11 protein-coding genes are annotated in these 13794 nt (G+C 43.3%); 3 read left to right on the top strand and 8 right to left on the bottom strand.

The window, feature by feature from the left end; translation table 11 throughout:
* Nucleotides 1–20: 20 nt before the first annotated feature.
* Entirely contained in the window at nucleotides 21–896 is an 876-nt protein-coding gene (locus tag H3V11_RS07030; protein ID WP_037392153.1) for a DMT family transporter, read from the bottom strand.
* Nucleotides 897–945: 49 nt separating this feature from the next.
* Nucleotides 946–1209 (bottom strand): DUF1289 domain-containing protein, encoded by a 264-nt coding sequence (locus H3V11_RS07025; protein ID WP_084562397.1) that lies wholly within the window; start codon nucleotides 1207–1209, stop codon nucleotides 946–948.
* A 236-nt stretch (nucleotides 1210–1445) separates the two neighbouring features.
* Between H3V11_RS07025 and typA the strand changes: the two genes are divergently transcribed.
* From typA to mfd, 3 genes are all read left to right on the top strand, one after another.
* Nucleotides 1446–3260, top strand: coding sequence for a translational GTPase TypA (gene typA / locus H3V11_RS07020; RefSeq protein ID WP_025330592.1), 1815 nt, complete (start codon nucleotides 1446–1448; stop codon nucleotides 3258–3260).
* Between the two features lie 368 nt (nucleotides 3261–3628).
* A complete protein-coding gene (locus H3V11_RS07015; RefSeq protein ID WP_025330591.1) occupies nucleotides 3629–4117 on the top strand; it encodes a DUF456 domain-containing protein in 489 nt (162 codons plus the stop codon).
* A gap of 169 nt (nucleotides 4118–4286) precedes the next feature.
* The gene (gene mfd, locus H3V11_RS07010) at nucleotides 4287–7697 is read left to right on the top strand and encodes a transcription-repair coupling factor (protein WP_198223994.1); all 3411 of its coding nucleotides are present in this window, start codon (nucleotides 4287–4289) and stop codon (nucleotides 7695–7697) included.
* Between the two features lie 167 nt (nucleotides 7698–7864).
* Here the strand turns inward: mfd and H3V11_RS07005 are convergent, their stop codons facing one another.
* The 6 genes from H3V11_RS07005 to glyQ all read right to left on the bottom strand — a co-directional run bounded on the left by H3V11_RS07005 (nucleotide 7865) and on the right by glyQ (nucleotide 13618).
* Nucleotides 7865–8563, bottom strand: coding sequence for a M48 family metallopeptidase (locus H3V11_RS07005; protein WP_198223992.1), 699 nt, complete (start codon nucleotides 8561–8563; stop codon nucleotides 7865–7867).
* Between the two features lie 197 nt (nucleotides 8564–8760).
* On the bottom strand, nucleotides 8761–9522 hold the full coding sequence (locus H3V11_RS07000; RefSeq protein ID WP_037475573.1) for a 1-acyl-sn-glycerol-3-phosphate acyltransferase: 762 nt from the start codon (nucleotides 9520–9522) through the stop codon (nucleotides 8761–8763).
* A 6-nt stretch (nucleotides 9523–9528) separates the two neighbouring features.
* A complete protein-coding gene (gene gmhB / locus H3V11_RS06995) occupies nucleotides 9529–10104 on the bottom strand; it encodes a D-glycero-beta-D-manno-heptose 1,7-bisphosphate 7-phosphatase (protein WP_025330587.1) in 576 nt (191 codons plus the stop codon).
* A gap of 8 nt (nucleotides 10105–10112) precedes the next feature.
* Nucleotides 10113–10562 carry a cell surface protein gene (locus H3V11_RS06990; protein WP_180214728.1) on the bottom strand — a complete coding sequence of 150 codons (450 nt, stop codon included), beginning with the start codon at nucleotides 10560–10562 and terminating at the stop codon, nucleotides 10113–10115.
* A gap of 51 nt (nucleotides 10563–10613) precedes the next feature.
* Entirely contained in the window at nucleotides 10614–12677 is a 2064-nt protein-coding gene (gene glyS / locus H3V11_RS06985; protein ID WP_084586307.1) for a glycine--tRNA ligase subunit beta, read from the bottom strand.
* 23 nt (nucleotides 12678–12700) lie between these two features.
* Complete coding sequence (gene glyQ, locus H3V11_RS06980; protein WP_037392164.1) at nucleotides 12701–13618, bottom strand: glycine--tRNA ligase subunit alpha; 918 nt, start codon at nucleotides 13616–13618, stop codon at nucleotides 12701–12703.
* Nucleotides 13619–13794 lie beyond the last annotated feature (176 nt).

The raw sequence follows: 13794 nt of genomic DNA, 5'->3' as shown, positions 1-13794 counted from the left end.
AGCTTTTCAATATAAATCGGCTACAACAAAGAATTAAGCCTGCTGCCATAAAACAGAAACCAGATTGCAGCAATCGCCAGTACAATTCCGGCAGCATTCAAACCATTGATTTTTTCTTTAAACACAAAAGCGCCAATAATAGTGGCCAGTGTTATTACACCCAGATTCATACCGGCAAACACCAGCGAAGGATCTTGCTGAAAATACTGATGTGCACGAATGTAAAACAGAATATTGGCAAAATTCAAACCACCCAGTATCAGACCTGCCAGAATACTGGCTGCATTCCAGACTGTTCTGCGTAAACACAGATAACATATAATCAGAATGGCAGCGAGGATAAATGACACCAGCAAGGTCGGTGCAAAAGCTGTTCCGCTTTTCGCCATCTGTTTAAACAGAATATCTGTAGTTCCGTAACAAAGCCACACACCGAATAAGTAGCCGGCAGTACTTAAAAAATCGCCTTTTCCTTTGCCTTTAGCCGGATTCTCACGGTACAGCAAGGTAAGCAAGGCCATCAGTGCCAGTGCAATTCCGATAATTTTATTAGTGCTTAAAGTTTCTCCAAAGAGCACAAATGCGGCCACTATAGGCATAAATAGCGACAGGCGCTGTGCAGCATCTGTTTTTACCATTCCCGCCTGTTCGATAGCCCGCCCCAGCACAATAAAGCCAAGCGGCAGACCAATACCTAAAGCCAGAAAAATAATCCAGTGACTGCTATAAGTATGCCAATCAGAAAAATCCGGACGTAAAAAAAACCAGGTGCAGGCAGCAGCTACCGGGTAATTAATCGCTACGGCCTGAGCAATATTAACACCGTTTCTGCGTGCCAGTTTCAGTAATACTGACACAGAGACACTACATAGAATACTAATAATCAGAAAATGCATTTTTCCCCCAAAATCAAAATTTAAGAACTGACTTATCAGCTATTGAAAACTAAAAATCAAAATCTGCCTGCAGCCATATTTGCTCACTCAGATTTTGTTCTGTCTGGTCTGCTGGTTGTGATTGCATTTGTTCCAGCTTGCGCCGTCGCAATGCACACAAACGCAGCACATACTGTTTCTGAGTATCAGACATACGCAACCAGTAAAGGCGCTCGTCCCTGCTGCGCAGACAGCCTTTGCAATATCCCTTATGATTGCTTTCACAAACACCTTTACAGGGACTGGGAATAACAAAAAATTCTAACTGTTCCATTGCCAAGGTTTTGCATCCCTCTTCAATACCACAATTACAACAGACTGCCTTAAATAACCCAGCCGGAATAACACCGGAAAAACGTTAACTATGACACATACACAGATGTAAGTCAGCCTTTTTAATAATGAAAGAACATCTGATTTTGCTAAAAATTCCACGAAAAGCAGAGTAAATGTTATAATTCAAGGTTAATTTTCCTTACAAATAGCTAATAAACTAGGTTACACACTCCTATGAGTAAAAAAATTCGTAATATTGCCATTATCGCACACGTCGACCACGGCAAAACCACACTGGTAGACCAGTTATTGCGCCAGTCCGGTACTTTCCGTGCCAATCAGCAGGTAGACGAACGAGTAATGGACAGCAACGATCTTGAAAAAGAACGCGGCATTACCATTCTTGCCAAAAATACCGCCATTGAATACGAAGGCTACCATATTAATATCGTTGATACACCCGGACATGCCGACTTTGGCGGTGAAGTAGAACGTGTACTGGGAATGGTAGACTGTGTGCTACTACTGGTGGATGCACAGGAAGGTCCGATGCCGCAAACCCGCTTTGTTACCAAAAAAGCACTGGCATTAGGGCTGAAACCGATTGTAGTGATCAATAAAATTGATAAGCCAAGTGCCCGCCCGAGCTGGGTAATTGACCAGACATTTGAACTGTTCGATAAACTGGGCGCAACCGATGAACAGCTCGACTTCCCTATCGTTTATGCTTCTGGTCTGTCTGGCTTTGCCAAGCTGAATGAAGAAGACGAATCTACCGATATGCGTCCGCTGTTTGAAACCATTCTGAAATATACCCCGGAACCAGCCGGTGATGCAGATAAACCTCTGCAATTACAGATTTCTCAGCTTGATTATGATAACTATACCGGCCGGCTGGGTATCGGTCGTATTCTGAACGGACGAATTAAACCCGGTCAGGTAGTAGCTATCATGAATGAAGATAAGCAGATTGGTCAGGGACGCATTAATCAGTTGCTTGGCTTCAAAGGATTGGAACGCATTCCGCTACAAGAAGCGGAAGCCGGTGATATTGTTACGGTTTCCGGACTGGAAGATATAGGTATCGGTGTTACCATTGCTGATCGTGAACAACCTCAGGGGCTGCCTATGCTGAGCGTGGACGAACCTACTCTGACGATGGATTTCATGGTCAATACTAGCCCGCTGGCCGGTACAGAAGGTAAATTTGTTACCAGTCGCCAGATTCGCGAACGTTTGCAAAAAGAATTGCTGACCAATGTAGCCCTTCGCGTTGAAGACACAGCAGACGCAGATGTATTCCGTGTTTCAGGCCGTGGTGAGCTTCATCTGACTATTCTAATTGAAAATATGCGCCGTGAAGGTTATGAGCTGGCTGTCGGCAAACCACGTGTGGTTTTCCGTGAAATTGACGGCGTTAAATGCGAACCTTACGAAAACCTCACTGTCGATGTAGAAGACAATACTCAGGGTGCTGTAATGGAAGAACTGGGTCGCCGCCGCGGTGAACTGACCAATATGGAAAGCGACGGCAAAGGCCGTACCCGTCTGGAATACCGTATTCCTGCGCGCGGTCTGATTGGTTTTCAGGGTGAATTCATGACCATGACCCGTGGTCAGGGACTGATGAGCCATGTATTTGATAATTACGCACCAGTAAAAGCAGAAATACCTGGCCGCCGCAATGGTGTACTGGTATCACAAGAACAGGGTGATGCTGTAGCCTATGCTTTATGGAATCTGGAAGACCGTGGTCGTATGTTTATCAATCCGGGCGAAAAAATTTACGAAGGCATGATTATCGGTATTCACAGCCGTGACAATGATCTGGTTGTTAATCCGCTGAAAGGCAAAAAACTGACTAATGTCCGTGCTTCCGGCACAGATGAAGCAGTGCGTCTGACTCCGCCGGTACTAATGTCTCTGGAAGCTGCGGTAGAGTTTATCGATGATGATGAACTGGTAGAAATTACTCCGCAAACCATTCGCCTGCGTAAACGCTACCTGAGCGAACAGGAACGCCGCAAACACTTTAAAAAATTAGATTAATTAAAGTTTATTTGGCACAGGCAGCTTTTTAAAGGCTGCCTTTTTTCAATATCGAATATTTATATTTAAGAACAATATTTCTTAATAAATAACATTGTTATTCAATCTGGTTATTGTATTACTATTGAATCATCCAGTCTCAACAAATAACACAGCTTTATTTATCATTTATATTTTATACAGATTGTCTGTACTGTAATTGCTCACTAATATACAGATACCATGCCAAACTGATAAAATTATCTGTTATTAATCACCGGCTGATTACATATTTTTTATCTGCACTACAAAATTTATCCTTGTATGTGACAACCACATCCCCCATTTTACTATTCTATATTATGAATTTTATTGAGGACTAATTTGCCATGAATGCAGTATTGGTAATATTGGCTATTGTTTTATTACTCATTGGTTTATTAGGTACATTTATGCCTGCTTTACCTGGTCTGCCTCTCATGTTCGGAGGTGCATGGTTACTGGCATTGAGCAGCAATTATCAGATTATGGGGGCACCCACATTAATAACTTTAGGTATACTGACTTTATTAGGTTGTTTTCTGGATTATATGGCCGGTATGCTGGGTGCTAAACATAGTGGTGCAAGCAGAAGAGCTATCTGGGGTTCTTTTATTGGTGCCATTATTGGCATGTTTTTTGCCTTACCGGGCATGGTATTGGGGCCGCTAATTGGTGCAGCAACCGGTGAATTTATTGCCAGACGCAATCTGGTCGCTGCCGGCAAGGTAGGTTTTGCCACACTGATTGGTCTGGTTGTTGGTGTGGTTGCCAAAATTGGCTGTGCATTTGCCATTCTGATTACCATCGCTGTAATGTATTTGTATTCGCTATATTAATTATTGTTATGTAATAATAGCCATAATTCTGGGACTGTGTCTGAAACTGACTTGTTATTCACCCATTCCAAACAATTCTGTTTCAATTGTCTGCTTATCAGGGCTTGTCTTATCATAGCTTGCCCATAAGTACTGGCAATCAATTTCTATTATCTGTAAAACTAAAATTATGCCCGCCGCTGCTTCATTCGCATTGCCTAAAACCAGACAGACTGTAATCTGGTCTGATTTAAATGCTGGTAGTCTGCCATTATTACTTAGCCAGCATTTACCTGAAAAAAAACTGAAAATTATTTTAACTGCAGATGCCGAACAGGCAATCCGTATTCAGGCAGCATGGCAATTTTTTGATCCTGCTGCACGTATCATGTTTTTCCCGGACTGGGAAACTCTGCCCTACGAACATTTTTCTCCTCATCAGGAGCTAGTATCAGAGCGACTAAGTACATTGTGGCAACTAAAAAACGGACTGGTTGACGTTTTATTGTTACCGCTGGCAACAGCCATGCAAAAAATTGCCCCTCCTTCATTTTTGTTGGGACATACTTTCTGGCTGAAAACCGGGCAGGAACTGAATATTGAAGCATTGAAACACAGCCTGGTTGAAGCCGGCTATAACCATGTTTCTCATGTGGTGGCGACCGGAGAATTCGCCATGCGTGGCGGTATTCTCGATATTTTTCCAATGGGCAGTGACACACCGTTTCGTCTGGACTTATTTGACAATGAAATTGATACCATCAAAACATTTGATGCAGACAGCCAGCGTACATTAACCACAGTAAATGAAATTCGTCTGTTACCGGCACATGAATTTCCAACCGACAGTGATGCACAGAAAATATTCCGCAGCCGCTTTCGGGAAGAAATCAATAGCGATGCCCGAAAAGCTACTGTTTATAATGCAGTATCTGAAGGACATTTCGGGGCGGGTGTTGAGTATTACCTGCCTTTATTTTTTGAAGAAGAATGTGTCAGTATCTTTGATTACACAGATGATGAAGCCATTCTGGTTTGTCTGGGTGATATTCATCACGAATCTGCCCGCATCTGGCAGGATGTCAAACAACGCTACATTCTGGCACAGGGCGATCCGGCCTATCCCCCGCTGGCACCAGATTATCTTTATCTTAGTGAAGACCAGTTCGGGGCACGTATTAAATCTTATGCGCGTCTTGTTCCGCAAATCAGCGAAGACACTACTTATACGCTGCCAAGTGTCGCAGTAGACAGACAGGCTGATGATCCGCTGCACACACTGAAAAATTTTCTCCAACAATGGTCAGGACGTGTACTGATTTGCGCAGAAAGTCTCGGACGCCGAGAAACCATGCTCAATTTTATGCGCCAGTACAGTTTACAGCCAGATATTGTCAATAGCTGGCAGGACTTTCTGAACAGTAATTCCAGCTTGTGCCTGACTATTGCGCCGTTAAGTTACGGTTGCCTGCTGACAGATCAGCAACTGGCTATTATTACTGAGGCTGATTTATACCAGTATGTTATTCGCGGCCGGCGTACAAGACGCAAACATAGTGCTGTTTCAGACGGCATGTTGCGCGATTTGGCTGAAATCAAAATTGGTGATCCGGTGGTACATGAACAACATGGTATCGGACGCTATCAGGGTCTGGTAACCCTGGATTTAGGTGAAGGTGCCTGTGAAATGATGCTACTGGAGTATGCTGAAGGTTCTCAGTTATATGTACCTGTTAGTCAGCTCCAGCTTATTTCCCGCTATGCAGGCAGTGCTCATGATAACATTAGTTTGCATAAACTGGGTCATGGAGCATGGGATAAAGCACGACATAAAGCCGCGGAAAAAGCCAGAGATACTGCTGCCGAATTATTAAATCTATATGCTCAGCGTGAAGCTCAGCAAGGCCACCGCTTTAGTCTGAATGAGATGGATTATCAGGCTTTTGCCAATGGCTTTGGCTATGAAGAAACCGAAGATCAGGCTGCGGCAATCGCTGCGACCATAAAAGATTTATGTGCTGAAAAGCCCATGGACAGACTGATTTGCGGAGATGTAGGCTTTGGTAAAACTGAGGTTGCGCTACGCGCCGCTTTTGTAGCAGCAATGGCTGGTAAACAGGTGGTAGTACTTGCACCAACTACACTGCTTGTTGAGCAACATGCACAAAATTTTGCTGATCGCTTTGCAGACTTTCCGATCAAAGTTGCCCAGCTTTCCCGCTTTAATACCAGTAAACAAACACAGGCCACACTTGCCGGACTGGCTGACGGCACAGTAGATATTGTGATTGGTACCCATAAACTGGTTCAGCCGGATGTCCATTTTAAAAATCTGGGACTGGTTATTATAGATGAAGAACATCGCTTTGGCGTACGTCAGAAAGAACAGCTTAAACGCCTGCGTGCTAATGTGGATGTGCTTACACTGACCGCAACACCAATTCCGCGTACATTAAGCATGGCTCTGGAAGGCCTGCGTGATTTTTCATTGATTACCACAGCTCCAAGCCGCCGGCTGGCTGTAAAAACCTTTGTTCGTCCTTACAGCGATGGTTTAATCCGAGAAGCCGTATTACGTGAACTGAAACGTGGCGGGCAAGTATTTTTCCTGCACAATGAAGTTGATACTATTGCTAACACTTATGAAAAATTAACTACTTTATTACCTGAAGCCCGTATCGGTATCGCTCATGGACAACTGCGTGAACGCGAACTGGAACAGATTATGCGGGATTTTCTTCAGCAGCGTTATAACGTGTTACTGTGTTCAACTATTATTGAAACCGGAATTGATATTCCCAATGCCAATACGATTATTATTGAGCGGGCTGATAAATTTGGTCTTGCCCAGTTGCATCAGCTGCGTGGCCGTGTAGGCCGTTCTCATCATCAGGCATATGCATATCTAATGATACCGGATGCAATGACCAAAGATGCACAGAAACGTCTGGAAGCCATAGAAATGGCTGATGATCTGGGAGCCGGATTTACATTAGCCATGCAGGATTTAGAAATCCGTGGTGCCGGCGAAATTTTGGGTGAAGGACAGTCTGGTGAAATGATTCAGGTCGGATTTACTTTATATACCGAAATGCTCAAGCAGGCCGTGCGCAATTTGAAGAAAGGCAGAGAGCCGGATTTGGATGCCCCGCTGGGTATTACCAGTGATATTAAATTGCATAGCCCTGCTCTTCTGCCGGAAAGTTATTGCCCAGATATTCATGCCAGACTGGTGTTGTATAAACGCCTGGCCAGCTGTGAAACGGAAGCAGAGATAGACCAGATACACGAAGAACTGATCGACCGTTTCGGACTTCCTGAACCGGCCGTCTCCACGCTGATTGCCAGCCATCATTTACGCATTGAAGCAGCCAGCTTAGGCATAGACACAATTGACGCCAGTAGTGAAGCCATTACTTTTACTTTTGGCAAACATCATCGCATTAATCCCGCAACTATTGTAGCCATTATGCAAACTGATAAAAACTACCGTCTGATTGGAGCAGATAAACTCAGAGTTAGCATTGGTATTGAAGACATTATGCAACGTGTCCAGATTATTAAAAATATTATGAAACAACTTGCGGTTGATGCCGGCTAAACCTAAAAATAACAGGTAAGCATTTTTAGCTGACAGCCAAAAATATAAATCAGCATTTAAAGCTGAATAACAAAAAGCAGTCATACGATGAAAATAGTATAGCTGCTTTTTATTTTGTATCAGTATTGAAAACAGCTGGAATTCACCAAATTTTCCAGAGTGAGACTTTAGCTGAATTTATCCAGAGCAAACAGCTCATTAGCATATTTTTTCAGCCACTTACGAGCATTTTCAGCATCAGCACAGTATTCTGCAACCATTGCCCAGAAAGCTTTACCATGGTTGGCATGGCGCAAGTGACACAACTCATGAATACAGACATAATCCACCACATCAGCAGGTGCGCCAATTAATCTCCAGTTCAGACGGATTCCGCTACGCCGGCGACATACTCCCCAAAAAGTTCGTGCCTGACTTAATGTCATTGCCATTGGCTGCAACTGCATTACATTTGCCCAATATTGCAAGCGTAGCAACAATTCTTTTTTGGCACTTTGTTTTAACCATGCTTTCAAAAGTACATAGGGCGACTGCGAATTTACCAGTGGTATTAAAAAGCCATATTGCTTATGCCACTGCACTCTTGTTAGTACGGATATCTGAGTAAAAGGATATGCCTGCCCACGAAACCAGATAAATTCAGGTAATGCTGTTGCTATTTTTTCTGATTGCTGCCACAGTTTTTTAATAGCGACTTCATTAACGTTCAGCCATTCAGACAAAGATTTCATTGATACAAATGGCGGAACGTTAATATCCAGTAAACAACCTGATGCAGGACGTACAATAATATTTTTTTTTGCTGTACGCCGTAATTTCAGCCTGATGGTATCGCCATCTGTAGTTGTGTGAAGAAATTCCGACATGACAACTAATCTGTTAAAAACGTAAATAAATTACTATCTGAGACAAGGAGATACTTCTATTAACCAGCACATCATATTATTCATATCCCGTTTCAGATTCAGTCTTAAAAATTAAATAAACTGCCTGTTTATCTGCTCAGGATTCTGCAAAGCACTATTTTACAAATAAAAAAGTATCAATATTCAACTAATATCAATTAATGCGGCACAAACGGCGTTGGTACTTGCGGATGTTCTGGTGCAAACGGCCCCACCCCCTGAATTTTTACTTGCTCGGATTCTATCCATTGCTCACAGATTCTGATTAATTCTTCCGGATTATGAGCTGACTCATAATGAATCGGTTCACCAATCACGACTGTTACTTTACCCGGATATTTAAAAAAGGAATCTTTAGGCCAGAATTCGCCACTATTTAATGCGACCGGCACCAGATTCATATGTAGTTCCTGTGCCATTCGGGCAGCACCTTTTTTATAATGGCCACGGAAACCTGGCTTAATTCGTGTACCTTCCGGAAAAATACAAATCCACATCCCCTTTTGCTTGCATATTTTCCCCTGACTGATAATCTGGGCATTTGCCGCTTTAGGGTTTTTACGATCAATACCGATTGTGCCGCGCCATTTCAGTGCCCAGCCAAAAACCGGTATACGAAAAAGTTCGCGTTTAGCTACAAAGGCCAGATCAGGGAAAAATACCAGCATGGCCAGCGTTTCCCAACCAGATTGATGTTTACAGCACACAATTCCGGGTTCGCGCGGAATATTTTCCCGGCCGGTTACTTCGTATTTTAATCCTATAATGTGCTCCAGCATCCAGAAAAGAGATTTTCCCCACACAGTGGTTGTCCATGTAACCCCTTTTGGTACCAGCATGGAAACAATTACTACCACCAGCCAGATTAATGAAAATACACACAAACAAAACCAGTAAATCAAATTACGCAACAACAGCATGTTATATTATTCCTCGGCTGCCTGTTCAGCCAGAGTACGACAATATTTGGCAAAATCCAGCAAATCATCGTACACCTGAGTATCTTCCGGCAATTCTTCCATTTTTAATGTTTCCTTGCCTTTACCGGTTAAAACCAGTACAGGATGACCGCCAATTGCGGCAATTGCCTGCATATCGCGAATACCATCTCCGACAAGCCAGGTATTTTCTGCTTTCATATGCAGACGATCCAGAATATCCAGCAGCAAACCCGGTTCAGGTTTACGACATTTACATTTAGCATTACCGGTATGCGGACAAAACCAAACCCCGCTTAAGCGGCCGCCAGCTTTCTGTATATGAGTATGCATTTTGCTATGTACTTCATTCAGCTGCTGCATACTGACCTGATTACGCCCGATACCAGACATATTTTCCGCCACAACAACGGTATAACCACTTTGAGTCAGAAAGGCAACAGCATCCATACTACCCGGTAAAGGAAGCCACTGATCAGGATCGCTGATGGGCTGCGGCTGCATAACATTCAACACACCATCGCGATCCAGTATGATTAATTTGCCTTTTCCATTCAATGCCATATTTAACCCTATTGCACCGGCTTCAAACTTTGCCGCCACTGAATCAAAGCACTATCAAATACGCCATCAAGTAAAGACTGATTTTCATCATTAATTTCTACATGATAAAAACTTTGCAAGGCCGGCGTATTTAATGTTTGCACATAATCTTCCATAAAACGACCATAACCCTCATCTTCATCTTCATAGTAATAAAGTGAAAACCGTCGTCCTTCATCATTAAAATCACTGTCTTCCAGACAACCGGCCATATTATTCAGAACAAATTCAGCTCCGCTCATAACCTGAGCTTTCAATGCTGCCATATCTTCTTCTGCAGCTTCATCCCATTGCGGATTATATAAACCCCGGCGTACAGCCCATGACCAGTAATAACCCATATGTGTAGCAGCATTAGCCAGTGACAACGCAGGCGGATAATCTTCTTCTGTATGGAATACTATATTATCAAATATCATAATTTAGCTTTCATCCACTATTTAAGAATGAGCAGAAATGTCTGCTATTATTTACTCACTTAATAAGGCAATATCGGCCACAGCATTCATCTGCTGAGATAAACACAGTAATAAAGCCAGACGGTTATTCTTAATAGCTTCATTTTCATCCATTACCATCACATTAGTAAAGAATGCATCCACTTTTTCTTTAATTCCGGCCAGCTCGGTTAATGCCTGAGCAAAATCCTGCCGTTTCAGCACAGCTTGAATTTTTTCTGCAACCTGCTCAGTTGCCTGATAAAGCTGTTTTTCATCCTGCTGCTGCAAAAGATCCGGATTAACAGCGGATAAAGCAGAAATATCGGCTTTTTTCAGTAAATTATGAACACGTTTATTAGCTGCAATCAGTGCAGTAGCTTCATCCAGCTGTTTAAAGCGGGTTACTGCGGCAAGTCTGGCTTCCAGCTCACCCAGATTTTCTACTTTACCGGCCAGTACAGCAGCCACCACATCCTGTGCAAAGGAATTCTGTAACAGAATTGCCAGTCTGGCCTGCATAAACCCGGCCACTTCACTGACAGTATTTTCAGCCAGTCTGCCTGAAGCAAATGTATCAAATGCTGCCTGTAATAATGGCATCAGTGCCAGATTATGCTGCATCAGCATTCGTAAAATACCCAGTGCACTGCGGCGCAATGCATACGGATCTTTATCGCCTGTCGGAATAAGTCCGATACCCCAGATACCAATCAAAGTTTCCAGTTTATCGGCCAGAGCAACCACTGTACCAGTTAAATTGTCCGGTAAAGCATCATTAGCAAAACGCGGCCAGTAATGTTGCTCAATTGCTACAGCAACATCAGCATTTTCACCATCATGCAAAGCATAGTATTTACCCATAGTTCCCTGTAGCTCAGGGAACTCCCCTACCATGTCGGTCAGTAAATCAGCTTTAGCCAGCTCAGCAGCACGTACAGCCTTATCTACATCAGCATTAAGTAGTGGTGCAATAGCTTTTGCCAGCTGAGTAATACGCTGAACTCTTTCTGCAACACTACCCAGCTTATTGTGATAAACCACGTTTTGCAGACGAGGCAGACGACTTTCAAGAGTCGTTTTCTGATCCTGACGATAGAAAAACTCGGCATCTGCCAGACGGGCTCGTAATACACGCTCATTTCCATGAATAATATGTACTGGATTTTCTGTTTGCAGATTAGATACCAGCAGGAAACGATTAATTAGTTTGCCATCACTGTTTAACAGCGGAAAATACTTCTGATTTTGCTGCATGGTTAAAATCAGACATTCCTGCGGCACTTGTAAAAAGCGCTCATCAAAACCTGCCTGTAAAACTACCGGCCATTCAACCAAAGCTGTAACTTCATCCAGCAAGCCTTCTGCATAGGCTACCTGAGCATGAAGTGCATCAGCCGCTACAGTTAAACCCTGTTCAATACGGGCTCGGCGCTCGGCAAAGCTGACCACTACTTTACCCTGCTCCAATAATACTTTTTCATAATCTGAAGCATGGTTAAAAATAATTCTGTCTTTACTCAGGAAACGGTGACCTAAAGTCCAGTTCTGGCTGTCTAATCCCAAGACACTGCCAGTAACCGTTTCAGTACCATGCATCATCACCAGTCCATGTACAGGCCGGACAAAAGTAAAGGTACTGCTACCCCAGTGCATCACTTTCGGAATAGGCAGTTTTTTGATGGATTGATTCAATATATCACTTAACAAGGCATTCAGTGGTAAACCAGCCTGAGTATATTCATAGGCAAATACCATTTGTTTGCCATCATTAATCTGGCTAAGCTGACTGATTTCTACCTGATTACTGCGAGCAAATCCCTGCAAAGCCCTGGTAGGCTCACCATCTTTCATACCCGCTGTTACACTTGGACCTTTTTTCACAATTTGCTGGTCTGCCTGCACCGCTTTAACATTTTGCACCAGAACACCCAGCCGTCTGGGTGCAGCAAATACCTGATAATCAGCCACACCACTAATCAGCTGTGCCTTTTCCAGACCCTCAACAACGCCGGCGGCCAGACTTTCACCCAGATTATTCAGTGCCTTTGGCGGCAATTCTTCAGTACGCAGTTCAATTAATAAAGGAGCATTCATGCAAGTATTACTTTCATTCAGTTTCAGGCAGTCTGATTAGTAGTATTTTTATTCAGTAACGGAAAACCAAGTTTTTCACGGCTTTCAACATATTTTTGTGCAACTGCACGGCTTAAAGCACGAACTCGACCGATATAAGCCGCCCGCTCGGTTACAGAAATAGCGCCGCGTGCATCAAGCAAATTAAACGTATGTCCTGCCTTAAGTACTAATTCATAGGCTGGTAATGCAAGACTGACATCCTCTACAGCCAGCAGACGTTTAGCTTCGGTTTCATAATAATTAAACTGTGCCAGTAACCATTCTGCATTACTGAATTCAAAATTATAAGTAGACTGCTCGACTTCATTCTGATGATATACATCACCATAGGTGACAATCCGACCGTCATGAGTTTTAGCCCAAACCAGATCATAGACATTTTCAACACCCTGCAGATACATTGCCAGCCGTTCAATACCATAGGTAATTTCACCCAATACAGGCGAACAATCCATACCGCCTACCTGCTGGAAATAAGTAAACTGAGTCACTTCCATACCATTGAGCCAGACTTCCCAGCCAAGTCCCCAGGCACCCAGAGTCGGATTTTCCCAGTCATCTTCAACAAAACGGATATCATGCTGACAGGGATCTATACCCAGTTCCTGTAAAGATGCCAGATATAACTCCTGAATATTATCAGGAGCAGGCTTCAGAGCGACCTGAAACTGATAATAATGTTGCAGACGATTTGGATTTTCACCATAACGCCCATCCTTAGGACGGCGTGACGGCTGCACATAAGCTGCAAACCATGGTTCCGGCCCCAGTGCACGCAAACAGGTTGCCGGATGGCTGGTACCCGCTCCTACCTCCATATCCAATGGCTGTAACACCACGCAGCCCTGTTTAGCCCAATAGTTTTGTAATGTAAAAATAATTTCCTGAAAAGTCAGCATGACGAGAAATTTCTGATAGTCTGCAAAATTGTCTATTTTACTGTGCTTGCAAGCAGTTGAACAGCCATAGACCTGCACGCGGATAAATACCGGCACAATAATAAAAATAAAAAACACTTGCACCTTTAGGGCGCTAGTGAAACGATAGTCATCTCACAAATTACCTTAGCAAGCAA

The sequence above is a fragment of the Snodgrassella sp. W8158 genome, from assembly GCF_016100435.1.
In the GTDB taxonomy this organism is placed as follows: Bacteria; Pseudomonadota; Gammaproteobacteria; order Burkholderiales; family Neisseriaceae; genus Snodgrassella; species Snodgrassella alvi.
Note: the sequence above shows the minus strand (reverse complement) of the source record. Positions and strands in the feature narration are given on the sequence as shown.